Here is a 22,274-nt window from a genome sequence, read left to right as displayed (position 1 = left end):
CAGGTCTGCTTTATAATAGGTCGGTGAAATAATAATGTCAATAAAAAAATAGCCCGCTTAAAAATATAAGCGGGCTATGTGCTTTTAAAGCATTTCCAGCACGAGGGAGGAAGCTCCGCCTCCGCCGTTGCAGATACCCGCACATCCGTATTTGCCTTTCGTTCTGCGAAGGGCATGGATGAGGGTAACAATAATCCGTGCTCCTGAACATCCGAGGGGGTGACCGATACTTACGGCACCTCCATGTATGTTTACCTTCTCAGGGTCGAGTTCCAGAATCTGGTTGTTTGCCAAAGCGACAACCGAAAAAGCCTCATTTATCTCAAAAAGATCGATGTCATTCTTGGTCAGCCCGGCTCTCTTAAGCGCAATGGGGATGGCATCGGCCGGTGCAGTTGTAAACCATTCGGGCGCTTTAGCAGCACTGGCATGGCTCAATATTTTTGCTAATGGCTTTAGTCCGAGTTCTTTGGCTTTGTCAGCGCTCATCACTAAAACAGCGGCTGCACCATCATTAATACTGGAAGCATTGGCAGCCGTTACGGTTCCTTCTTTATCAAATACCGGTCGCAATTCAGGAATTTTTTCAAAACGAACTTTACCCAATTCTTCGTCTTTTTCTACTTCGGTAACATTACCTTTGCGATCCTTAACTTTGATCTTGATGAGCTCGTCTTTGAAGTAGCCTTTCTCAGTCGCCTCGATGGCTCTTTTGTAAGAGTTGATGGCGTATTCGTCTTGCTCTTCGCGGCTGATGTTGCATTCCCGGGCGCAAAGGTCTCCGGCATTACCCATCAGGTATTTGTTATACACATCCCAAAGCCCGTCTTTCACGATACCATCTTCGGCTTCAACATGCCCATATTTCGCGCCAAAACGTTGCTTAGGCAGATAGTAGGGAACATTACTCATGCTCTCCATTCCTCCGGCTACAATGATCTCTGCTTCGCCTAAACGAATCTGGTCGGCTGCGATCATAATCGACTTCATGCCTGAAGCACACACTTTGTTGACCGTGGTAGCAGGGGTTCGCTCGTGAAGTCCTGCTTTCATAGCTGCCTGCCGGGCCGGTGCCTGCCCGATACCTGCTGAAAGAACATTACCCATAACCACCTCCTGAACATCGTCGGGCTTGATGCCTCCTGATTTTACCGCTTCAAGGATGGCGGATGCGCCCAACTCGGGTGCAGAAAAGGAAGAAAGGCTGCCTCCAAAGGAGCCCATGGGGGTTCGTTTTGCAGATATAATTACAACGTCTCGCATGATCGGAATAAGTTTTAAATTAGATTTCTGTAAGCGCTTTTTTAGCGCCTGAAAGATACTAAAGGCTCAGGAATGATGATATACTAAAATGCCTGTTTCAGGTCATCGATGAGGTCGTCAGCGTCTTCAATTCCCACCGAAATACGAATTAAAGAATCCTTAAGTCCTGCTTTTTCCCGAACGTCTTTAGGGATGGAGCCGTGAGTCATAGAAGCGGGGTGACTTATTAATGATTCCACACCGCCCAGACTTTCAGCTAAGGTAAAGATGGATGTGTTACTCATAAATTTGGTAGCGGCTTCAATTGAGTCATCTTTCAGGATGAAGGAAAGCATAGCTCCGAAGTCATCCATTTGCTTAGCAGCTAATTCATGCTGTGGATGTGATGACAAGCCGGGATATAATACAGACTCAACTTTATCATGACTTTCCAGAAATGAAGCTATTTGCTTAGCATTATCAACAGAACGCTGAACGCGTACACTCAAAGTTTTGATGCCACGTAAGGTGAGATAGCAATCCATGGGCCCGGGTACTGCACCGGATGTTTTGGTTTGGAACCGAAGGTTTTCCATAATCTCCTGGTTGGAACTGGCAACCGCACCGTGAATAACGTCAGAGTGTCCGGCCAGATACTTGGTCGCGGAATGGAGCACCGCATCAGCTCCAAATTCGAGCGGCCTCTGCAGGTATGGAGATGCAAAAGTATTATCAACTACCGTGAGAATATCGTTGGGCTTAGCTAATCCTACCAACGCCTCGATATCTACAATACGGAGCAAAGGATTAGTTGGAGTTTCAATCCACATCAGCTTTGTTTGTGGGGTGATGGCGTCCTTTACCTTCTCCAGATCCGTCATATCAACGAAAGTGAAATCAATCCTATAGGGCTCGAATACCTTGGTAAATAACCGGTAGGAGCCTCCATATAAATCATTAGTCGTCACAACGTGATCGCCCGGACGCAACATTTTCATCAGGGAATCCATAGCTGCGACACCGCTGGAAAAACAAGCGGCTTCGTCAGCTCCTTCTAAACCGGCGATCATTTGCTCAAGAGCTGTGCGAGTGGGGTTCCCAACGCGGGCATAATCGTACCCTTTGTGTTTGTTGGGGGCTTCCTGAGCGTATGTTGAAGTTTGAAAAATGGGAGGCATTACCGCGCCTGAAGTTTCTTCTGGCTTCTGGCCGGCATGAATCGTCTTGGTATTAAATTTCATAATTAATTATCTGCTGAGGCAGTTTTGCGATTTTTTAAAGTTTTGAGAACGCTGAGTTTACTGGTGTACTCTTCGTTGTTCGGATCTATTACAACTAATTTTTCGTAGTAATCAATCGCAAAGTTGATAAGTGTGTAAGCTTTGGATTCGAGGCTGGCTCTGTCGTTCTCAAATGCGACGGGTAGAAGTGATAAGTACTGAGCTGAGAGGTTGTTGTAAAAAACAGCAAGGCTTTCCAGGTATTCTGTATTAGAGGTGTCTCTTTTGAAAGCTTCGATCAGCTCCGTTTCGGCTTCATCGCCCATTCCTTCTGCTTCAAATTTAATCTGCTCAACAAGCATAGTATCATTACTCGAATAGGCTTGCTTCAGGTCTTGTAAAATGCCGGAAGTAATCTGGTATAGCTGGGTGCCATATACATTTCTCAGGTTGGCATTATTCGGATATTCTGCAACCAGATTCTCAAGCATATCAGAAGCCCGTTCGCTGTTTCCGTCCGAGATGTAGGCATTGATCAATCCAAAAGCCAGGTTCATGTCTTCCTGCATATTTGTATTGGCCTGCTCGTAGTAAGATGCCGCTTGTTCAGGATCTCCTTTCTCGAGATGTAAATACCCAAGGTTTTCATAGATTTCTACCGGATCTTCATCGGTATAATTCAGGGCCGTTTCGAGTGTTTGGATGGCATCATCCAAATCTCCCACATTAAACTGTGCAATCGAAAGGTTTTTATAAGAACTGACGGCATCTTCCCGCAAAATAAGTGCGTTTTGAAAATGAATAGCAGCGCGCTGGTATCGTTCAGAAATATCTTCATTCTCTGAAATCCGAAGACCGGCATTGTGCTCTTTTTTCCAATACTGCTGCCGCAGGCTATCTATCACAGAAACCTGGGATGCATCAGCCCCGTATTCTACGGCTAACTCAAAATTATCGGCCGTATTTTCGTAAAATTTGGCTCTTAATTCCGGGTCTGCCTGATGGGCTAAATCGGCATTAATGGTAGCCTTTTGAATGTAAAGGGAAGGTTGTTCGGGGTTTTCAGCAAGCCGGTTATCAATTTCGGTGATAGCTTCCTGATACTTGTTATTTGCAAGCAGTTCATCAATGTTAACTTGTGATGTACTGCAGGAAATAAAAAACCCGGCCACCAGAAGTAAGCCTGTCAGCCGGGTAAAATTTGAAATAGTCATATTAAATTTTTTGATAGGTGAGATTACATGCCTGCTTTATCCATAGCTTCGGCAGCTTTTTCCTGCATGTCGAGCTGTACATAAATGCGAGACAGTGATTGCCAGTTGGCCGTATTGTCAGGCTCAAGCTCTACTGCTTTTTCGTAGTATTTCATGGCTTCGCGAAGCTCTTCTTTAGCTTGTTTGTCAAGCTCGCTGGCAAGTTCGTTATCCTGGGTAAAGTTTCTTTTCTCGTATAAAGCGGCTGCTTTATTGGTGAAAGAAATACCAAGATACTGGTAAGCCTTAGGATCTTCAGGGCGCAATTCCGTAACTCTGATCAGTTCAGATTCTGCGCGGTCGCTCAACCCATTCATTTCTGAAGTAAGCTCTTCATTCACAGATACCAAAGAGTCGATAGAGGCATTAATAGCATCCGCTCTGTTGCGGTTGTTTCGAAGCTCAGTGCCTAAGTCGTAAATCTCGTCATAGTTACTGGTGATTTTTTCAGAAATCTCGGTGGTAGCCTGCAGTAACTGAGTACCAAGCGCCAGGTGATATTGAGCGTTTTCCGGATCTCTTTCAATCAGTGTTTCAATCGTCTGAATAGATTTTTCTCTTTGTCCGGCCTGCATGTACACATCAGCTAAAACCTGTACCAGCTGTACACTGTCCGGGTAAGATTCAACGCCGTTTTCCAGTACGTTAATTGCTTCTTCAGGCTGCTCACTTTCTCTGTAGTAAGTTCCCAGTCGCAAGAAGTCTTCAGAAGGAGGGTTGCCCTTCATTTCCATAGAAGTGTTCAGAGCTTCAATGGCTCCGGCATAGTTGCCGTTAATGCTTTGAACCTGAGCAAGAATATCCCAGGAAAGGGTACTGTCAGGATTGATGATTACAGCATTTTCAAGGTGAGCAACAGCAACTTTGATAGGTTCTTCTACCGTAGCTTTCAGGCTGTCATCATTTACATACTCAATAGCTTTGTTATGCTCAAAGCCCCAGGTACTGAGGATAAGATTATCCACGTCTCCGGCTTCAGAAGGAACTTCTTCCTGGGCGGAAAATTTCTCACGAGCCGTTACAGCAGACTCTCTGAAATTCTCATAGGTTCCTTTTCTCTCACCTGCCTGAGGTATAGTTCTTGCTTTTTCTTTATACGTCATGGCCTTGTAGTAATAGGGAAGGCCGCTTTCAGGGTTGTTTTGGATGGAACGGTCTAAAACGGCAAGGGCAGAGTCATAATTCTGAGTGAAAATATTCTTCTGCGCCTCTTCAATCAAAGGATCTGTCGTTTCACAACTAGCAAGGATCCCTACAAAAAGAACCGCTGAAAGTAAGTTTCTAAGTAGCTTTTTCATTTTATTATAAAATTGAATTTGGTTGAAATCGGGTCAAATGTATATGTTGTCAAAAATAGTCATATGTGCTGCTTTCTGCAATTTATTAGCGCACATGCTTTAGATTTTTATATCACCATAATCATTAAGGAATATATTCATGAAAAAAATACATGCTACAGACAATGCACCGGCTGCTATAGGCCCTTACAGTCAGGCAACCTCTTATAACGGAACGCTTTACTGCTCCGGACAGATCCCATTAAATCCAGAAACCATGGAACTGGTAGGTGAAACCGCTGCTGAACAAGCTGCTCAGGTTATGGACAATCTTAAAGCTGTTCTTGCCGAGGCCGGCATCGATTTCTCACACGTACTTAAATGCACCATATTTTTGGCAAGTATGGATGATTTTGGCGCCGTGAATGAAGTGTATGGAGCACGATTTAAATCAGATCCCCCTGCACGAGAAACGGTGGCTGTTAAAACACTGCCGAAAAATGTGCTGGTTGAAATTAGCTGTATTGCGCATCTCTAACCACCGTTTAGAAGCCGGAAATTAGTTTTGAAACTCTTTTGAAGCTATGTTTCCGGCTTTATCTTTAATCTCAACAACCGCTGTATTTGCAGCTTGAGGGGTGAAATCAGGCAGGTAATAAATCAGCAGCTCTTCTTCGTAATCGTATTCAGCGATTCCTCGCTGTCCATTTATGATGAATTTGGCAGAAGATGATTCGATACCGGTAAGATCATCGGTAACCCGTACCGAAGCCCGCCATTTTCCATAGTCCGTTTTGTAGATGTTAAGACCGGAGATTTCCGGGGCTTCATTATCGGCTAAAACCGTAAACTCGCCAAGTGATGATGGACGGGCGTGGAGTGTTCTTCCTGTCAATTCAGATTCCACATAGCTTGTATCTCCATCTGAAGCATCAATTCGGAAAAGGCGATAGTTGTTGCCGGCTTCAAAGTAATCTCCCAGAAAGAATTCCAGCCCAAAGTTGGACTTTGCGGGGAGCATTTCAGGCTGCACGTAGATGTTGATTGCTTCATTATCCATTTCATAGGAAGCAGCAACAGTCAGCGTGTCGAAAAAAGCCTGATCACTAAATCGCAGTGTTAACTGCCGGTCGGGAGTGATAATTTTTTGAGCGGTTCCGGGAATGAAACGGGCAAATTGCAACTGCTTTGCAGAGTCAACCCGAACAATGTGCTGAGATTCTTCCCACATAAATCCAGTGTTGAGTTGTGTCAGATCAAGGGTGTTCTGAAGGTCAGGTGAAGCCCAGTTTTCAGTCCAGTACCATTCATCCGTATTTGGGGTTAGAGAGGTCGATGAAGACTTTGAAAGGGTGTCCGGAACAAATGTTACCGTTGCTCTGGATGTGTTGCCAAAGTAGTCTGAGGCAACGATTGTGTAAGTTTCCGCAGAATCCGATACGCTTATTTGAGCACTATCTTTAGTGATCAGGTAGAAGGGGTTCTTACTACCATCTTTTCGGAACAGCCGCTGATGCCCACGCCTGGTTGATCCGAAAGGAGCTATCCGATCCAGAAACATTTCGTTACTCTCATTGTAGTCAAACCGGTTCAGTTCTTGATAAAACAACGTATCCGAATCCTGAACCAATGCCAGCGAGTAAACCGCGTAGGCATTATAAACCTCATTGGCCCGATCGTACACATTCACGGCCAACCCTGCTTTTCCGGTTAGTTTTACTTCACCAAAATCGAACACTTCCCTGCCTTTACCTGCCCTGATGTAATTGGAGGCGGGCTGCCCATTTACCCGTGAGTTTTTTGTCAAAGGCTCAACAATAAGCGAAGAAAATACTGGAGGGAGGTCGTCTTTGATGGATAAATTGGTTCTCAACGCATTGACCGGTGTTTCCAGTGAGTCCCGGATTTCAAAATGAAGATGGGGTGGGCCAATCCCAGTCGATCCGGTATATCCAATTACATCCCCTTGGTTTACTTGTATAGCCAGAGTGTCGAGGAAGGCATCCATTTCAAAGGAAAAATCCTGTAGCCTTATCGAGTCTGCAATGGACTGAAATTGGTCGTTAAAACGCTGAAGGTGAGCGTAAACGGTGAATGTTCCGTCATCATGTTGAAGATAAATAGCGTTTCCGTAACCGCGTTCTGTGACGAGCAATCTAAAAAGGATTCCGTCTCTGGAAGCAAAAACTTTGTAGCCTTCCCGTCCCCAGGTTTTAATATCCAGTCCGGCATGAAAGTGAGCGGATCGCGTTTCCCCAAAGGTAGAGCTCAGGTAATTGCCGGATGCGGATGGCCACAGGTATTCCTGTGCCTGAACATTTGCCGCAGTTATGAAAAATGAAAAGATGGCTATACTAAAAAATCGCAAAGCTTACCCGATGTTCACCGTTAAGGATGAGGTTCCATTATTCAGCAGCACTTCCAGCTTATCTCCTGACTCAACAGGCTCCACTCCTTCAGGTGTTCCGGTAAAGATGAGGTCTCCGGGGTGAAGGGTGAAAATTCCCGAAAGAAAAGATATCAGGTTGGCCACAGAAAAAATCATTTCCGAAGAGTTTCCGTGCTGTTTAACAAAGCCATTATGAAAGAGCTTGATATCTATGTCGGTCGGATCCGCAATTTCTTCAGCGGGCACGAAGTTGCTGATGGGAGCAAAATTGTCGAACCCTTTAGCAATAGTCCAGGGTTGTCCCTGCTTTTTGGAAATGGATTGAATATCCCGGGCCGTAAAATCGATACCGGCTCCGTATCCGGCTACATAATCGAGGGCAGATTCCTGAGCGATGCTTTTACCTTCTTTGGAAATAGCCACAACAATCTCTGCTTCGTAATGCACGTCATTGGTCTGTACGGGAAGTTGAATGGTTGCCTCATTATAGCAGATGGTACCTAAAGGTTTTATAAAAACAAGCGGGATTTTTGGAACTTTATTTCCTAATTCCTTTGCGTGCTGGGCATAATTTCTGCCAATGCAATAGATGTTATTGACGGGGAGATCGAGGCCGGGTATATCAGGATTTTTCATAGCATCAAGATATAAAAAAAGCCCCGCACTTAAATCATCAAGAGCGGGGCTTAGAAATTTTTAAAATGTAAATCAGTTAATAGGATCTACATTCACGTGCTTACGTCCGCCAGAGCGAACAGCAAAGTTCACGGTTCCGTCAGAAGTTGCGAACAAAGTGTCATCGCCGCCTCTTTTAACGTTTTCACCGGGGTGAAATTTGGTTCCGCGTTGTCTTACGATAATTCCTCCGGCTCGCACAAACTCGCCACCGAATTTTTTAACACCCAACATCTTTGGGTTTGAATCACGACCGTTTTTTGTTGAACCTTGACCTTTCTTATGTGCCATAACAGTAAGGGTTTAGTAATGAAAATTTATGATAATGCTTCAATCAATTCGGCCTTTCTCATACTTGAGTATCCGGTAAGGCCTTTTTCTTTCGCCAAGTCTTTGAGTTCAGCTACCGTCATTGAATCTAAATCAGCAGATTCTTCTTTTTTGGAAGCTGATGCTTTGGCTTCTGCTTTAGGGGCAGGAGCGTCATCTTTCTTAGCGGCTTTCTTTTTTGAAGTAGAACCCGAGGTGGAAATGCTCTCGATTTGAATCTGAGACATTACCTGACGGTGTCCATTAAGTTTCTGGTATCCTTTACGGCGTTTTTTCTTGAATACTAATACTTTGTCAGCTTTAACCGTATCCAGGATCGTAGCGGAAATCTCAGCTCCTTCAACTACAGGAGTTCCAATATTAACATTTCCGTTGTCATCTTTAATCAGCAACACTTTATCAAATGTAAGCTTCTTACCGTCGGCGTTTTGCTTGTCCACAAACAGCACGTCGTTTTCTGCTACTTTGTATTGGTGTCCGCCGATTTCAACAATAGCGTACATAATCGATTAATTTCTTTCTTTGCGTTTAATTCAGAGCTTGAAAAGATAACGTTTAGATCAGACAAAACAAAGCAAATCTATACTGATAAATTCAGAAACTTCACTTAAATTTAGAGAAATGAAAATCAGGCAATTATTATGAAAAAGCTACCTTCGCTTCACGAACAAGCATTTAAGTATAAAAATACAAAAAGACTTCAAAGAGACGGCGGCCGGGCATGGATTAAAGACTCTCAGCTACATGAGGCGCGTAAGGATGCGAACGGCCGTTTTCTTACCATAGCCGATGAGTTAAAAGTGCCTAATAAGAAGACCACCATTCTGGATGACAAAGATCTTCCCACTCATCTGAATGAAGATTCTCCTTTGCCTTAATTTAAGCTACTAAAGGGATAGCCCGCTGAAATCCTTGTCGGTTTACGTGACCGATGTATTTACCAATGATTCGGACTTCTTCGAACACATCCGGTTCTATGATGATATCATCATATTCCTCGTTGGCGGGTTCCAGCCTGAGGCCATTATCATCCCAGTAAATTTTCTTCAGGCTGGTTTCTCCATCATACAGTACGGCTCCGATATCTCCATTTTTGACATCCGTATCCATGAGGAGCACAAAATCACCATCGTAGATTCCCACATCTTTCATGCTGAAGCCGGTAACCCTCAATGCAAACAAGTCATCAAGATCCGGGAACAGGGTATCGAGTGTGATGCTGCCCAGGTTTGCCTCAACGGCTTCCTGAAGCGAGCCGGCTGCAATCAACCCACGAACCGGAATACCTTCTTGCTCTTCGGTTTCACCCAAAAGACTCTTTTTATCGGAGGGCAAGTCATACTCCTCATCATTTCTTTTAACTAAATAGCCTTTCTTCAGCAGTGCCTGTATATTTTGGGTCACGCTATTTGGAGATGCATACCCGAAATGGTCGGCTATCTCTCGGTAAGTTGGCCACACTTCATTCTCTTTTTTATAGTCGACAATGAAAGTGAAAAATTCGTGCTGTTTACGAGTCAAATGTGCATTATCCATGGCGAAAGAAGTTTAATGTAAGAAACATGTGTAATAAACGGAGTTTGTGTATGAAGTTCAATACTAAATGTGTAAAAAGTATGTGTGTTTTGATTGTAGTCACTTTTGTGGCTTTTCTCACCACATCATGTATGCAGGAAAGTGCATATTCAGAACTTTTAACGGATGAGTACCCGGAGCTGTACCGGCACGTTTTTGATCGTAATGCGGATTCTCTGTTAGCCTACACCGAACACCCGGATTCTTTTGTTCAGGCTCAAGCGTGGCGGGCGCTCATCAGTACGCCGGTTGAGGATATGGATGCGTTTGTGACCAAAGCCCAGTATGCAAATACCGAATTGGGTTGGATGGCTTTGAGCGCACACGAACTTACAGATGAACAGTTAACCCGTTTGCACGATCTGTGGAACAGAAGAGCTTCAATGAGAAAGGGGATCAGCCTGGTATTGGGGCAACAGGGTAATCAGGAGTCATTAGATCTGTTAATTCGCAATTTTGATGAAATTATAGGCCCTGATTCTGACTACGAGTATAATTCGGCCTTAGCCATGGGGCGGCTGATGATGGAGTACGATATCCCCGAATCATCCCGCAGAAGTATTCTCCGTTATGCAGCTGTATTGGAGGATGAGGATTTATACCGAGCCTACTTTTATGGACTCTACCGGGGCGATGAGGTCATTGAAGATGAACAAATAAGAACCAACATTTGGGAAGCGTATGAATGGGTGGAAAGTCCGTACATCCGTCAGTATGCACTTCGAATAGCTTTTAAAAGCGATGCAGAATGGACACTTAATCGCCTCCCGGTGGAAGATATATCAGAAATGAATGTGCAGCTTGCGGTAGAACTGGCAAATCAGGTTTCGAATGCCGGATGGAGCCCAAAGCTTGAAGAGGTGTACACAAGACTGCTTGATCATCCCAACCCCGTTGTGAATGAAGTGGCTTTGAACAGGATCGCTAATCACCCCGAAAAAGAAGGCAGTTTTGATGCGGTTATCAGTGAAAAAATAGTTGAGAACGAACAGAAAGAAGCATCAGTTCGTCTTTCCGGTATTATCGCAATGAGTGAAGCGGATGAATACCTGAGTCTGTCAGAGTCACTTTCTGAGGGGCAGGAGTATTTGCTGATTAAAAAGTTACATATCTATCGAAAAGCTTTGAATGCAGATGAATTCCTGCAGAAGCTGGAAGAATATGCCGGCAGTTCAAACAGGATGGAAGCTTTGTTTGCCGCCCAGGCAATGTCGGGTTGGTGGGCTGATCTGGAGGAGAGCCAGAAATCATCACTGAAAGAGAGCGTAAGAGATCTGGTTTTTGATTTACTTGAAAGGGGAGATCGCTCCATCACTTATATAACAGCATCGTTTATGGAATCAGCCGGGGTGATTTTAGACGAAGACTTCAACCGAATTGAACAACTATTGACCAACTATCAGCTTCCGGAAGATATTGAAGTGTACCAATCGATGGCCGGATTTTTATACGAGCGGTTTCGTGATGAAGCTCAGGATCTGATTGATTCTCTGGCTGCAAAAGGAAACCCTGCACTTAACTCCACATTGGCAAATCAGGGTTGGGATGTGCCGGATGCCGAAGCCGAACCTCCGACATTCAGAACTCCGGATTGGCAACGTTTGGCAGAGCTGGACTTTGAGCCTGTCTGGGTGCTGGAGACAGAAGAGGGAACCATCAAAATTGCCATGGATGTACTTTCTGCTCCTGCAACAATCTCGGGAATTGACAGCCTTACCCGTGCCGGAGCGTATGATTCCGTAGCTTTCCATCGCGTAGCACCGAACTTTGTGATACAGGGAGGAGATGTGGAAACAGGTGATGGATTTGGCGGGCCGGATTATGTGGTCCCAACCGAAGCTTCCGGTAAAGAATACCGAAGGGGAATGGCAGGCATTGCCAGCGCGGGAACCGACACGGAAGGCAGCCAGTATTTTGTGATGCACGACTGGGCACCCCATCTGAATGGACGTTATACCATTATCGGTGAAGTGACTGAAGGAATGGACGTGGTAGACCGGATTATGGTGGGAGATAAAGTGTTGAAGGCGAGCTGGCAGAAAAAGTAAGTTTTGCTGTATCGGCCACTATCTCACTAGGGAGTCCCGGAAGCCTTGCAATATAGTTCCGCAGCGGAGCGGTGGAAGTAGGATAAGTAGAAGCCTGATTGTCTGGTTCAAGTCAAAGGGGTCGTTGACTCCATCATTCCGTTTCCTGTGAATTGGGCCCTTATGTGGTTCAAGTGAGAAACGGGGTGATGGATGAGATTGCATTAAGGCTCCATACCGGTATCATTCATCATCCGGCTCTTGCTTAATTCCCGGTCATAATCCGGTTCAGGCGAGCCGAATGATGGATTTGTTTCTCGTTGCGGCGCTCTGCTCCGCAATGCCCACCCGAGGCTCCGCCTCAAATACTGCATTCATATCTTTACTCTATTCCCCTGTTAACTAACTTGAGGCGGAGCCTCACAATGAGGTTCCGCAGCGGAGCGGCGGAACCAGTGTAAAAGCAGAGTTTCCCTGAGGTATGATGCAGCGGTGCATCTACTACCACGAGATCTAATAAATAAACCCGGCTAGAGGTTTTCAAAAATCCAGTCTTGGAAAACTTCTTTGAACCGAAAGGAGAAGTTTTTTTGAACACTCTGGCTTTCCTCGAGGTAGTCGTAGCACTTGGGCACTACATGGAAGAAATGGTTGGCACCGGCAATGGTATGAACGGTAAAGTTTGAAGGGAGCGAGTCGGGATATATTTCCCGAAGACTTTCCATAGCCCAATCCGGATAAACCTGTCCGTCATTTTCAGCAAAAAGAAATAAGGACGGGATGTTGATGTCACTGAGATAAGTTTCAGGTTCAAACCCAACCTTCATGTTCATATGTCGCCACCTTTTGGTAAGAGGCAGTACCGAAACCCAGTTTTGGTGAGATTGTGCTTTTTGTACCGCCTTCCTGTATGCAGTGGTACTGTCTTGTCCGTTACAAACGTACCCGCTGTGATATTCATTAACCAGCTGCCGGGTAGGGTCGAACGTAGGACCGGCAAGGGAGGCCATAAGTTTAACTTGACCGGGTGCAGTTGCTGCGACAATTTGAGCCATCCAGCCGTCTTCACCCAATCCTGCGATACCAATCCGATCGGGATCTACTTCTTTTCTTTGTTTCAGGTACTGAATGGCTGCTTTGGCGTCATCAGCGAAATCGGTTAACGAAGCACGGCCCCATCGCCCGTCTGACTCTCCGACTCCGCGCGGATCATAATAGAGTACACCTATGCCGGCCGGTGGGAAAACCGCTTCCAGGTTTTCCCGGATAAAAATTTCACGCTGCGGATGATGATCTCCCCATTCATACATTCCACCGGAAAACACAAGTACAGGTACATTTTCGGCATTCTCAGGTAAAACCAGGGTTCCGTTCAAAACAATATTCCCACTTTTAAAAACAACTTCTTCTCCGGGTGTAAGGGAAGTTTCCTGAGCATGGCTATTTAATGGAAAAAATGCACCAACCAATACAAGGGTGATGGTGGCAACGGTCACTCGCATCATGTTGAATAGTCTTTCTGGATGAAAATAGATATCGGTCCTTGGTTTCATTGAAGTTGCGATTGAATACGATCGAGTTGTTTCTGGTGACGCTGACTGTGAATGATACTGAAGTGAACCCACTCCATGCGGGTTAATAAACCAAATACAGGATGTTCAAATTTAAGGCATAATTCATCTGCCGGAAGGTCTTCGATGAGACCGGCAATTTTAATCCTGTTACTGCGAAATTTTTCGATCAGGCTTTCCCTGGATTTTTTTCCTTCTGTGGGAAGTATCACACCGGAGGCTTCCATTTTTGCATCTGATTCAAGGAATCGTTGTTTCATCCGGGAAACGTGCGCATCGGGTTTGCGGTCGTTAAGCTTCTTCGTTTCACCGGTGAAGAGCCGGGGTACTCCAAATTCAGAGCGGTAAACGTGTTCCAACACATCCGCTGCCGACCATGAATCCGAATCGGGCTTTAGATTAAATTGCGCATCGGTGAACTCGTTGATCTTATCAATAAAAACGTCTGTATTGTTTAAAAGCTGCTCTTTAAGCGTCATACCTGTTTTTTAGATTGTGGCTTAAAGTAAATCAATGAATTGAAAAAATCTTTAATCTTATGCTTTTAGTTTCTTGACGGAAAAAGAGACTAATTTTCCTCAGAATTGTCAGAAATTTTTGTTCTTAGTGAGCTAAACCATTCTGTGAGTAGATCTCGTTGTTCCGGTGTAAGTCTGGCATCCCCATGAACCCAGGTGTAGGAAGGCAGAGGCATTTCTTCTTCCTCAACCAGTTCGATGGCCTCTTCCAGTTTATGATCGGCACGATTTGAGGAATAGTCAGACCATAGCGACATGTTGAATTCATCTCTGCCGTGTTCAATATGGTCCTGCAGCCACCACGATACCGGCTCAATATTTGAATACCAGGGATAGTTGGTTTGATAGGAATGGCAATCGTAACAAGCACTTTTAAGAATAGAGGTTACCTGCTCCGGTGGTTGAGAATTGACGATGAAATCTTTGGAGGGATCGGCTGCCGGAGAAGAAGTATCAGGTCCAAAAAATTGAAGAATTATAAACACCAGAATAAAACCCGCTATGATTTTTGAAGTCAGTGATTCCATGATGATCCTCCTTTTCCAGGAATGTATCACAAAGTTGCAGGAAGGTCTTGTAAATACTTATAAATACCAATATTTGGAAGAAGACTAAATTAGTCTTTAACTATATCTCTCCCAAAGGGTAATAAAGCAACCGATGCCAGTTTGAAATGCTGCTTAGCGAACGGAATCCCGATGATGGTTAAAAACAGTATAGCTCCAAAAACAATGTGGGTAATACTGATCCAGATGCCGCCCACGAGAATCCAGAGGATGTTCATGGCAAGAGAAAGGCAACCATCGGATTTCTCATTCACCACCGTTTTCTTTCCAAAAGGGAACAGGGATAGTTTGGCCAGCTTGAAGGTCTGAACTCCGAATGGAATACCGATAATGGTAAGACATAAAATCAGGCTTGAAATGGCATACTCAATAGCCACAAAAATTCCACCAAAAATAAACCAGATGATGTTACCGAGGGTGTTCATGGTTAATTTAACTTTCTAATTCTAAGTTTGTTTTCAGTAATAACAGAAAAATTATTTGTCATTTCCTTATAGTGTTCCGTTACCAATCTGCAAGCTCTGTCAATTTCATGTTCGTTGGGCCTTCCATCTATTCTGACTAAAATGATCCCGCTATGATTTTTTCCGAGTCTTATTACAAGTTCACCAAAGTCTTTGTCTTCAGTAAGAAGTATAGAGCTTGACTGATTTGCTATATGTAAACCTGATCATCACTTACGCCCGGCGATTCTTTTAAAATAGAATGGGTTAAAATATGATGATTTTGAAGTGCTTCAATAAAGCGGAAGTCAACACTCTCATCTACTACAACTGATTTTTCACTTTTCATCCGAATAAGCGACTTCGGACTTCAACTTATCAGCAGCAAAGGATATACAAGCCTGGATTTGGTGCTCGGTAAGATTAGGGTAAGATTCCATGAGTTCTTCTTTAGTAACACCGTTTCCCAGCTTATCCAAAATAAGCTCAACCGAAATTCGGGTACCTTTAACCCGAGGCTTTCCAAATAAAACCTTGGGCTCTGAAACTATGTGATCTTTCCATTCCATAATCCAAAGTAATGAATTTTATTTAATCATTCCCTTTTGGGGTGAAGGCCTGAATGCCGGTAATTTCTCTTCCAAGAATGAGTCCGTGAATATCATAAGTACCTTCGTAGGTGTTTACCGATTCCAGGTTCACCATGTGGTGGATAACCCGGTAGTCGCCGGTAATACCGTTGCCGCCGTGCATATCACGGGAGATGCGGGCGATTTCAAGAGCTTTGCCACAGTTGTTCCGCTTGGCGAGGGAAGTCATAGAAGGATGATCACGCCCTTCGTCTTTTAGTTTACCCAAACGGTAAGCCAACATTTGCATCTGCGTTATATCCGTCATCATATTGGCCAGTTTGGTTTGGATAAGCTGATTGGCAGCCAGGGGTTTGCCAAACTGCTTCCGGTCTAATACATAATCACGGGCTTGCTGGTAGCAAAACTCAGCAGCACCTACGGTTCCCCATGCGATTCCATATCGCGCAGAGTTGAGGCACATGAAAGGGCCCTTTAATCCTTTGATATCCGGGAACACATTTTCATCGGGAACGAATACATCATCAAAAACCAGCTCACCGGTTTCCGAAGCACGCAGACTCATTTTGTATTTGGTAGCCGGTGCTGAAAATCCATCCATCCCTTTTTCAACCAGGAAGCCGCGGATTACGCCCTTGTCATCTTTATGTTCCTTGGCTTTGGCCCAAACTACCGCAACATCAGCAATGGGGGAGTTGGTGATCCACATTTTAGCCCCGTTCAACACCCAGCCGCCATCGGTTTTTACGGCTGTCGTTACCATGGAGCCTGGGTCAGAACCATGATCAGGTTCAGTCAATCCAAAACAGCCGATCATTTCACCGGCAGCCAGCTTGGGAAGGAATTTTTGTTTCTGTTCTTCAGTCCCAAATTCTGAGATGGGGTACATCACCAGCGACGATTGCACGCTCATGAAAGACCGGTATCCGGAATCCACGCGCTCCACTTCCCGTGCAATTAAACCATAGGCGGTATAACTGGCTTCGGAGCCTCCATATTCTTCGGGAACAGTTACTCCAAGCAGTCCCATTTCACCCATTTCCTTGGCAATATCCTGATCAAAATACTCTTCGGTATTTCCCTTTAAGGCACGGGGTTCGAGTTTGCTTTGGGCATAATCCCGGGCCGTTTCCATGATGAGCCGGTCTTCTTCATTCAGTTCAGATTCAAAAAGAAAAGCATCATCGATGTTGAATAGATTCTTGGACATTGCGTTGAGTTTTTATCTTGATGTTCGTTTGATGGATAGTAAGAAAAATATGCTTCAGGCCGAAAGAGATTATCAGCAGATGTAACAAAAAAAGCCTGCAGATCTCAGAGAACTACAGGCTTTTGATTCCAACAACAATAGGACCTTCAGCTGATCAGGCTAAACCTTTTTTAAGTTCTCTGGCGATGATCAGTCGCTGTACTTCCGAAGTTCCTTCCCCAATAGTCATGAGTTTGGCATCCCGGATAAATCGCTCTACATGATATTCTTTGGTGTAACCATAGCCGCCGTGAATTTGAACGGCTTCATCAGCTGCGCGAACCGATAACTCTGAAGCAAACAGCTTAGCCATTGAAGCCTCTTTTGTGTAGGGTTTACCCAGATCTTTAAGCCAGGCTGCACGGTGAACCAACAGGCGGGCGGCATCAATTTCAGTAGCCATGTCCACCATTTTTCCTTCCATATACTGGAAATTCCCGATGGCCTGACCAAACTGTTTTCTTTCCATGGAGTATTTGAGTGACTCTTCCAACGCTCCGCGAGCGATACCTACCGAAAGAGCAGCGATCCCTACACGGCCTCCGTCAAGAACCTTCATCGTGTCAATAAAACCTTGACCTTCTTTACCGAGGAGGTTTTCAGCCGGAACTTCCACATTTTCAAATACCACTTCGGTTGTATCGGATGAATTCATGCCCAGCTTGTGCATGCCTTCACCGGGCTTAACGCCGTCCCATTCGCGCTCTACGATAAAAGCAGAAATTCCTTTCACCCCTTTGGATGGATCCGTTTTTGCGAGTACAACATACACATCACCTACAGACCCCTGGGTGATAAAAATCTTGGAGCCATTCAGAATGTACTTATCGCCTTCTTTAATGGCTGTGGATTTCATCCCGGAAGCATCACTTCCTGAACCCGGTTCGGTCAAACACCAGGCAGCCAGCTTTTCACCTTTAGTGAGAGCGGGCATATACTTCAATTTTTGTTCATGATTTCCGGCAATAGCAATATGTCCGGTACCCAGGGAAGTATGGGAAGCAACGGTGAGCGCAAGGGAGGCATCCCAACGGGCAATCTCTTCAAGGGCCAGGCAAAAGCTGACTACATCAAAACCGCCACCGCCATATTGCTCTTCATGGTAGATGCCGAGCATTCCCAACTCTCCCAATTGCTTAACAATATCGTGCGGAAATTCCTTACTGTTATCTCTTTCCATTACCGAAGGAGCTACAGTTCGTTCTACAAATTCTTTTACACTATCGCGGATCATTTTCTGATCCTCTGTAAGCTCAAATGATAACTCTCGGTCTAAAACGGCATCCATAATTTCTATACTACTATCTGTTTAAATTTGTTTGTTGGAAACGCTTCCAAGATAACGGTTTGTATGATTAATATCGTTCAGGATTGTGTAAAATTTGATTTTTTCAATGGTGTGTGCCGGGTAATCCTGTTTTCAAAATCTTTGAATAAATTGGAGTTCAAGGTTTTATATTGGCTCAGGATTTTTATGATGCTTTAATAAATCAGATTTACATGAATTCTCCGATTTTAAAATTTATAGCCAAAGCGTTGGTCATCTTTATTGGATGGTACATTTTGTATGAGCTGTGGCTGCTTCCGGCCGGGGATCTTGACTATTGGTTGTCGCTGAATATTATTGGCACCAGTGCGGGCATTATAGAAATGTTTGGGTTCGATGTTTTTACGGTAAACCGGATTATTGGAATCGGAGAGTATCCCGGAATTGAAATTATAGATGGCTGTAATGGGATTGCCGCAATGGGGTTGTTCCTCGGGTTTATTTTGGCTTATCCGGGCGACTGGAAAAATAAACTAAGCTTTTGTTTTGTGGGGATCGGGATTATCTATCTGGTAAACATCATAAGAGTGGTGATACTAACCATCACCCAGGCAAAGTGGCCTGAGTTTTTTGACTTCACCCACGACTACTCTACCACGGCCATTTTCTACATCGTGATATTTATCCTATGGATGGTTTGGGTGAATTATGCAGACGCATTCCCCAATGAAAAGGCTGCAGAATATGCTTAATATTTAGAATAGATATGTGCTGCCTCCAGATGAGGCTGAATTTCAGGTATCGTTGGTTTTAATTGATAAAGAGAAGGATTTAATGAGTGAAAAATCAGATCAGCATCGCTCACTATTAGAAAACGTTGTTGATAACATTGTGGATGGGAATTTTTTTGACCCGGATTTGCCGGGCATCTTATCCTCCTTTCAGACAGAGGGTAGAATTTGGGTTTTGGGGGCAGGAAAGGCCTCCTTTGAGATGGCTAAGGAGGCGGAGGATTATTTCGGTTCCCAAATAAAAGACGGAATGGTGATTGCCCCTGAAAGCTCACGGGAATTGAATCAGGTACAGGTATTTAAGGGTGCCCATCCTTATCCGGATGATGATTCAGTGTCGGCCTCGTACGAACTTTGGGAGCTGGCGAAAAAAATACCTGAAGAAGATACGGTGGTGTTTCTATTATCGGGCGGAGCTTCATCGTTATTCTGCATTCCGGCCGACGGTATTGAAATCGAAGAATACCGTAAAACTTTTGAGTTGTTGCTGAACTCCGGTGCCTCCATCAAGCAGATTAATGTGGTCAGAAAACATCTCTCAGAGACAGCGGGTGGGAGGCTGGGGCAGCTTTTGAAAGAGCATAAACTTATTTCCATTATTCTTTCTGATGTACCCGGAGATAAACCCGAAGTGATAGGCAGCGGCTCAAGCGTACCGGACCCTTCAACTTTTAAAGAAGCCTTTCAGATTCTTAAGCAATTTAAGCTGTGGGATGATGTTCCGCATTCGGTTCGTATTCATCTCTCCAAAGGGATGCATGGCGACAGCCCCGAAACCCCAAAGCCTGAAACTTCAAACTGGAAAAAACATGAGGTTAACGTGATTTCAGGAGCCGGAATGTTGGCGGAGAATGTTGGCTCATATTTAAGTGACCAAGGATTTAATGTGCAGGTGAGTGAGGAAGCCTACAATACAGATGTAAAAGAGGTTTCCAAGAAAATATGCAGTGATGCTATCTCCATTCTAAGCAAAAAATCCGATATGAAGCCCCCGGCTGCTCTGGTTTATTATGGGGAGAGTACAGTGGATGTGAAAGGGGAAGGAAAGGGCGGCCGAAACCAGGAGCTGGCCCTTAATGCAGCTATTTCGATTGAAGGCCAGCACTCCATTTCGTTACTCAGTTTTGCCACCGATGGTATTGACGGTCCAACCGATGCCGCGGGCGCTATCATTAACTCCGGCACGACTTTACAAGCCCGAAAAAACAAACTGGAGCCGGAGAATTTCCTCCAGAATAACGACTCTTATCACTTCCACAAACAAATGGATACCATGCTCAAAACCGGTGCCACCGGGAACAACCTGATGGATCTTCAGGTGATTTTGGTAGGATAAAAGGGAGCGAAAGAGAAGCATATCGCAGCATATTATTTCAAAGAGTGCAGGAAAGTTGTCGCCTCTGAAGAATTAAATTCTATGAAATAATTATATATAGAATTTTATGCCTTATTTATTTGCATAACAGTTTTTATATCTGTAAATATATATTTTTGAAGGATAATTATTTATAATTGTAGAGTAATTATAGTAAGTCCTTCTTCTATGTCAACTCCCAAGCTTGATGCCACCGACAAAAAGATTATCGCCATTCTTCAGCAAGAGGGAAGGATGGCTAATAACGAGCTGGCCAAAAGAATTGAACTAACAACCACGCCTACTTTAGAGCGGGTTCGCCGATTAGAGCGGGAAGGGATTATTGAAGGATATAGCGCCAAGGTTAATAAAGAGTCAGTCGGCCGGGGCTTCACGGCTTTTGTGAAAGTAACCTTAAGCGTTCACCAGCTAAACTTGCTGGAAGAGTTTACCTCTGCCATAAAAGAGATCCCCGAAATACTAGCCTGTTACCACACCACAGGCGATGGTGATTTTTTACTGCACGTGGTTGCTAAAGACACCAAAGATTATGAGCAGCTTATGCGAAATAAGCTGACGACCCTGCCCGACGTTGAACGTCTGCATACCAGCATTGTGCTGAATACCATTAAAGATCAATCTCCAATTCCAGTTTATGATGAAAACGAAGATTAAACCCACATTAGAATCCGTTGCCGTACATGCCGGAGAAGGGAAAAAAGATCAATATGGGTCACACGCAACGCCCATTTATCAAACATCCACCTATGTTTTTGATGATGTAGAAGCCGGCGCTAAGGCTTTTCGTCACGAAGAGGGCGGGGCAAGCCACGTTTATTCCCGACTGGGAAATCCAACTGTTGAAGCTCTTGAAAGAGCAGTTTGTGAGTTGGAAACCTATTCGCTGGACAATCCTGAAGATTACGCCGGAATGGCTTTTGGTAGCGGCATGGCCGCCATTACAACGGGAATTATTGCACTTGCCAAAGGAGGACATATTGTAGCTCAGGATGCTCTGTATGGCTGTACCAGTCAGTTTTTGAAAGAGGAAGTTCCGGTGATGGGAATGAGCTGCTCGTTTGCCGATATGTCTGATTTATTTCAGGTTGAAATGGAACTGAAAAAGCATCCGGAAACCAAACTCATCTACCTTGAAAGTATCGCCAATCCTACGATGACGGTTGCGGACATAAAAGCACTTTCGCAACTGGCGGAAGAGTATGGCGCTAAACTGATGGTCGATAATACATTTGCCACTCCGTATCACATTCGTCCGTTTGAATTAGGAGCCGATGTTGTCGTTCATTCAACAACAAAATACATAGGCGGACATGGCTCGGTTATTGGCGGGGTGATGGTTGCCAAAAAAGAAGTGTATGAAGAATCGGAAGCAGCTCTGTTCAGAAAAAATTTGGGAGGCATTGCCGGACCTATGGATGCCTGGCTTACCCTGAATGGAGTCAAAACGCTGCCGCTTCGAATGAAGAAACATGCCGAAAATGGTATGAAAGTAGCCAGATTCCTTGAGGATCATCCAAAAGTGGATCATGTTTTTTATCCGGGACTTGAGTCACACCCACAACATGCTTTGGCATCTTCCATTATGAAAGACGGATATGGAGGAATGATTGCCTTTGAACTGGTAGGTGGTTACGAGGCTGGTGTATCGCTGATGAACAATGTAAAGCTGTGCACGCTGGCGGTAAGCCTGGGAGCTGTCGATACCCTGATTCAGCATCCTGCTTCTATGACGCACTCTATTGTAGATGAGGACTTAAAAAAGCAGGCCGGTATCACTGACGGGCTGGTACGCATTTCCGTTGGCATTGAAGGTGCAGAAGACATCATCGCCGACCTCGAGCAAGCGTTGGAAATTCAAAATTAGGAAATGAAAATTTAAAAATTGAGTCAGGTCAATTTTAAATTTTCATTTTGAA

At 44.5% G+C, this 22,274-nt stretch carries 24 protein-coding genes; 7 read left to right on the top strand and 17 right to left on the bottom strand.

Translation table 11 applies throughout. The features are described 5' to 3' along the window. Positions 1-84: 84 nt before the first annotated feature. The 4 genes from NM125_RS03415 to NM125_RS03400 form a co-directional block, all read right to left on the bottom strand. Complete coding sequence (locus tag NM125_RS03415) at positions 85-1,263, bottom strand: acetyl-CoA C-acyltransferase (RefSeq protein WP_255132874.1); 1,179 nt, start codon at positions 1,261-1,263, stop codon at positions 85-87. Between the two features lie 83 nt (positions 1,264-1,346). Then, the gene (locus tag NM125_RS03410; protein ID WP_255132872.1) at positions 1,347-2,483 is read right to left on the bottom strand and encodes a cystathionine gamma-synthase; all 1,137 of its coding nucleotides are present in this window, start codon (positions 2,481-2,483) and stop codon (positions 1,347-1,349) included. A 2-nt stretch (positions 2,484-2,485) separates the two neighbouring features. Then, on the bottom strand, positions 2,486-3,676 hold the full coding sequence (locus tag NM125_RS03405; RefSeq protein WP_255132870.1) for a tetratricopeptide repeat protein: 1,191 nt from the start codon (positions 3,674-3,676) through the stop codon (positions 2,486-2,488). A gap of 23 nt (positions 3,677-3,699) precedes the next feature. Beyond that, the gene (locus NM125_RS03400) at positions 3,700-5,013 is read right to left on the bottom strand and encodes a tetratricopeptide repeat protein (RefSeq protein WP_255132868.1); all 1,314 of its coding nucleotides are present in this window, start codon (positions 5,011-5,013) and stop codon (positions 3,700-3,702) included. A 139-nt stretch (positions 5,014-5,152) separates the two neighbouring features. Between NM125_RS03400 and NM125_RS03395 the strand changes: the two genes are divergently transcribed. Further along, positions 5,153-5,530, top strand: coding sequence for a RidA family protein (locus NM125_RS03395; protein WP_255132866.1), 378 nt, complete (start codon positions 5,153-5,155; stop codon positions 5,528-5,530). A gap of 21 nt (positions 5,531-5,551) precedes the next feature. On the opposite strand, the gene NM125_RS03390 is transcribed toward NM125_RS03395, so the two are convergent. From NM125_RS03390 to rplU, 4 genes are all read right to left on the bottom strand, one after another. Then, positions 5,552-7,360 carry a M23 family metallopeptidase gene (locus NM125_RS03390; RefSeq protein ID WP_255132864.1) on the bottom strand — a complete coding sequence of 603 codons (1,809 nt, stop codon included), beginning with the start codon at positions 7,358-7,360 and terminating at the stop codon, positions 5,552-5,554. Positions 7,361-7,363: 3 nt separating this feature from the next. Then, positions 7,364-8,017 carry a fumarylacetoacetate hydrolase family protein gene (locus NM125_RS03385; protein WP_255132862.1) on the bottom strand — a complete coding sequence of 218 codons (654 nt, stop codon included), beginning with the start codon at positions 8,015-8,017 and terminating at the stop codon, positions 7,364-7,366. Positions 8,018-8,089: 72 nt separating this feature from the next. Next, positions 8,090-8,347 carry a 50S ribosomal protein L27 gene (gene rpmA / locus NM125_RS03380; protein WP_255132860.1) on the bottom strand — a complete coding sequence of 86 codons (258 nt, stop codon included), beginning with the start codon at positions 8,345-8,347 and terminating at the stop codon, positions 8,090-8,092. 26 nt (positions 8,348-8,373) lie between these two features. Continuing rightward, entirely contained in the window at positions 8,374-8,889 is a 516-nt protein-coding gene (gene rplU, locus NM125_RS03375; RefSeq protein WP_255132859.1) for a 50S ribosomal protein L21, read from the bottom strand. A gap of 138 nt (positions 8,890-9,027) precedes the next feature. On the opposite strand from rplU, the gene NM125_RS03370 reads away from it, so the two are divergent. Beyond that, on the top strand, positions 9,028-9,264 hold the full coding sequence (locus NM125_RS03370) for a hypothetical protein (protein ID WP_255132857.1): 237 nt from the start codon (positions 9,028-9,030) through the stop codon (positions 9,262-9,264). A gap of 1 nt (position 9,265) precedes the next feature. Here the strand turns inward: NM125_RS03370 and lexA are convergent, their stop codons facing one another. After that, positions 9,266-9,922 (bottom strand): transcriptional repressor LexA, encoded by a 657-nt coding sequence (gene lexA, locus NM125_RS03365; RefSeq protein ID WP_255132855.1) that lies wholly within the window; start codon positions 9,920-9,922, stop codon positions 9,266-9,268. Between the two features lie 50 nt (positions 9,923-9,972). Here lexA and NM125_RS03360 point away from each other — a divergent pair, with 50 nt between their 5' ends. Beyond that, positions 9,973-12,009 carry a peptidylprolyl isomerase gene (locus NM125_RS03360; protein ID WP_255132853.1) on the top strand — a complete coding sequence of 679 codons (2,037 nt, stop codon included), beginning with the start codon at positions 9,973-9,975 and terminating at the stop codon, positions 12,007-12,009. 509 nt (positions 12,010-12,518) lie between these two features. On the opposite strand, the gene NM125_RS03355 is transcribed toward NM125_RS03360, so the two are convergent. The 8 genes from NM125_RS03355 to NM125_RS03325 all read right to left on the bottom strand — a co-directional run bounded on the left by NM125_RS03355 (position 12,519) and on the right by NM125_RS03325 (position 18,213). Continuing rightward, on the bottom strand, positions 12,519-13,541 hold the full coding sequence (locus tag NM125_RS03355) for an alpha/beta hydrolase family protein (RefSeq protein ID WP_255132852.1): 1,023 nt from the start codon (positions 13,539-13,541) through the stop codon (positions 12,519-12,521). Further along, positions 13,538-14,038: a DinB family protein gene (locus NM125_RS03350; protein ID WP_255132850.1), complete on the bottom strand. Its 501-nt coding sequence runs from the start codon at positions 14,036-14,038 to the stop codon at positions 13,538-13,540. Before NM125_RS03350 ends, NM125_RS03355 begins: the two co-directional genes overlap by 4 nt. 89 nt (positions 14,039-14,127) lie before the next feature. Further along, positions 14,128-14,604, bottom strand: coding sequence for a heme-binding domain-containing protein (locus tag NM125_RS03345; protein WP_255132848.1), 477 nt, complete (start codon positions 14,602-14,604; stop codon positions 14,128-14,130). Between the two features lie 89 nt (positions 14,605-14,693). Continuing rightward, positions 14,694-15,068, bottom strand: coding sequence for a YccF domain-containing protein (locus tag NM125_RS03340; protein ID WP_255132846.1), 375 nt, complete (start codon positions 15,066-15,068; stop codon positions 14,694-14,696). Between the two features lie 2 nt (positions 15,069-15,070). After that, positions 15,071-15,301: a DUF5615 family PIN-like protein gene (locus NM125_RS16035; RefSeq protein ID WP_432419284.1), complete on the bottom strand. Its 231-nt coding sequence runs from the start codon at positions 15,299-15,301 to the stop codon at positions 15,071-15,073. A gap of 123 nt (positions 15,302-15,424) precedes the next feature. After that, positions 15,425-15,655 (bottom strand): DUF433 domain-containing protein, encoded by a 231-nt coding sequence (locus NM125_RS03335; protein ID WP_255132844.1) that lies wholly within the window; start codon positions 15,653-15,655, stop codon positions 15,425-15,427. Positions 15,656-15,677: 22 nt separating this feature from the next. Then, positions 15,678-16,886, bottom strand: a complete 1,209-nt coding sequence (locus NM125_RS03330) for an acyl-CoA dehydrogenase (RefSeq protein WP_255132842.1) — start codon at positions 16,884-16,886, stop codon at positions 15,678-15,680. Positions 16,887-17,040: 154 nt separating this feature from the next. Then, positions 17,041-18,213, bottom strand: coding sequence for an acyl-CoA dehydrogenase family protein (locus tag NM125_RS03325; RefSeq protein WP_255132841.1), 1,173 nt, complete (start codon positions 18,211-18,213; stop codon positions 17,041-17,043). 212 nt (positions 18,214-18,425) lie between these two features. Between NM125_RS03325 and xrtX the strand changes: the two genes are divergently transcribed. From xrtX to NM125_RS03305, 4 genes are all read left to right on the top strand, one after another. Further along, on the top strand, positions 18,426-18,944 hold the full coding sequence (gene xrtX, locus NM125_RS03320; RefSeq protein ID WP_255132839.1) for an exosortase X: 519 nt from the start codon (positions 18,426-18,428) through the stop codon (positions 18,942-18,944). 82 nt (positions 18,945-19,026) lie between these two features. Further along, positions 19,027-20,319, top strand: coding sequence for a glycerate kinase type-2 family protein (locus NM125_RS03315; protein ID WP_255132837.1), 1,293 nt, complete (start codon positions 19,027-19,029; stop codon positions 20,317-20,319). A gap of 207 nt (positions 20,320-20,526) precedes the next feature. Continuing rightward, positions 20,527-21,012 carry an Lrp/AsnC family transcriptional regulator gene (locus NM125_RS03310; RefSeq protein WP_255132835.1) on the top strand — a complete coding sequence of 162 codons (486 nt, stop codon included), beginning with the start codon at positions 20,527-20,529 and terminating at the stop codon, positions 21,010-21,012. Then, positions 20,996-22,222, top strand: coding sequence for a trans-sulfuration enzyme family protein (locus NM125_RS03305; protein ID WP_428236997.1), 1,227 nt, complete (start codon positions 20,996-20,998; stop codon positions 22,220-22,222). Before NM125_RS03310 ends, NM125_RS03305 begins: the two co-directional genes overlap by 17 nt. Positions 22,223-22,274 lie beyond the last annotated feature (52 nt).

It is taken from the genome of Gracilimonas sediminicola (assembly GCF_024320785.1).
In the GTDB taxonomy this organism is placed as follows: Bacteria; Bacteroidota; Rhodothermia; order Balneolales; family Balneolaceae; genus Gracilimonas; species Gracilimonas sediminicola.
The sequence above is the reverse complement of the archived record's forward strand: the minus strand, read 5'-3'. Positions and strand labels throughout refer to the sequence as shown.

Coding starts and splice junctions, on each gene's coding strand:
- xrtX (WP_255132839.1), top strand. CDS start 18,426: ATGAATTCTCCGATTTTAAAATTTATAGCCAAAGCGTTGGTCATCTTT.
- NM125_RS03315 (WP_255132837.1), top strand. CDS start 19,027: ATGAGTGAAAAATCAGATCAGCATCGCTCACTATTAGAAAACGTTGTT.
- NM125_RS03410 (WP_255132872.1), bottom strand. CDS start 2,483: ATGAAATTTAATACCAAGACGATTCATGCCGGCCAGAAGCCAGAAGAA.
- NM125_RS03350 (WP_255132850.1), bottom strand. CDS start 14,038: ATGACGCTTAAAGAGCAGCTTTTAAACAATACAGACGTTTTTATTGAT.
- NM125_RS03360 (WP_255132853.1), top strand. CDS start 9,973: ATGAAGTTCAATACTAAATGTGTAAAAAGTATGTGTGTTTTGATTGTA.
- NM125_RS03385 (WP_255132862.1), bottom strand. CDS start 8,017: ATGAAAAATCCTGATATACCCGGCCTCGATCTCCCCGTCAATAACATC.
- NM125_RS03395 (WP_255132866.1), top strand. CDS start 5,153: ATGAAAAAAATACATGCTACAGACAATGCACCGGCTGCTATAGGCCCT.
- NM125_RS03405 (WP_255132870.1), bottom strand. CDS start 3,676: ATGACTATTTCAAATTTTACCCGGCTGACAGGCTTACTTCTGGTGGCC.
- NM125_RS03415 (WP_255132874.1), bottom strand. CDS start 1,263: ATGCGAGACGTTGTAATTATATCTGCAAAACGAACCCCCATGGGCTCC.
- NM125_RS03370 (WP_255132857.1), top strand. CDS start 9,028: ATGAAAAAGCTACCTTCGCTTCACGAACAAGCATTTAAGTATAAAAAT.
- NM125_RS03325 (WP_255132841.1), bottom strand. CDS start 18,213: ATGGATGCCGTTTTAGACCGAGAGTTATCATTTGAGCTTACAGAGGAT.
- lexA (WP_255132855.1), bottom strand. CDS start 9,922: ATGGATAATGCACATTTGACTCGTAAACAGCACGAATTTTTCACTTTC.
- NM125_RS03400 (WP_255132868.1), bottom strand. CDS start 5,013: ATGAAAAAGCTACTTAGAAACTTACTTTCAGCGGTTCTTTTTGTAGGG.
- NM125_RS03330 (WP_255132842.1), bottom strand. CDS start 16,886: ATGTCCAAGAATCTATTCAACATCGATGATGCTTTTCTTTTTGAATCT.
- rpmA (WP_255132860.1), bottom strand. CDS start 8,347: ATGGCACATAAGAAAGGTCAAGGTTCAACAAAAAACGGTCGTGATTCA.
- NM125_RS03340 (WP_255132846.1), bottom strand. CDS start 15,068: ATGAACACCCTCGGTAACATCATCTGGTTTATTTTTGGTGGAATTTTT.
- rplU (WP_255132859.1), bottom strand. CDS start 8,889: ATGTACGCTATTGTTGAAATCGGCGGACACCAATACAAAGTAGCAGAA.
- NM125_RS03345 (WP_255132848.1), bottom strand. CDS start 14,604: ATGGAATCACTGACTTCAAAAATCATAGCGGGTTTTATTCTGGTGTTT.
- NM125_RS03310 (WP_255132835.1), top strand. CDS start 20,527: ATGTCAACTCCCAAGCTTGATGCCACCGACAAAAAGATTATCGCCATT.
- NM125_RS03305 (WP_428236997.1), top strand. CDS start 20,996: ATGAAAACGAAGATTAAACCCACATTAGAATCCGTTGCCGTACATGCC.
- NM125_RS03335 (WP_255132844.1), bottom strand. CDS start 15,655: ATGGAATGGAAAGATCACATAGTTTCAGAGCCCAAGGTTTTATTTGGA.
- NM125_RS03355 (WP_255132852.1), bottom strand. CDS start 13,541: ATGAAACCAAGGACCGATATCTATTTTCATCCAGAAAGACTATTCAAC.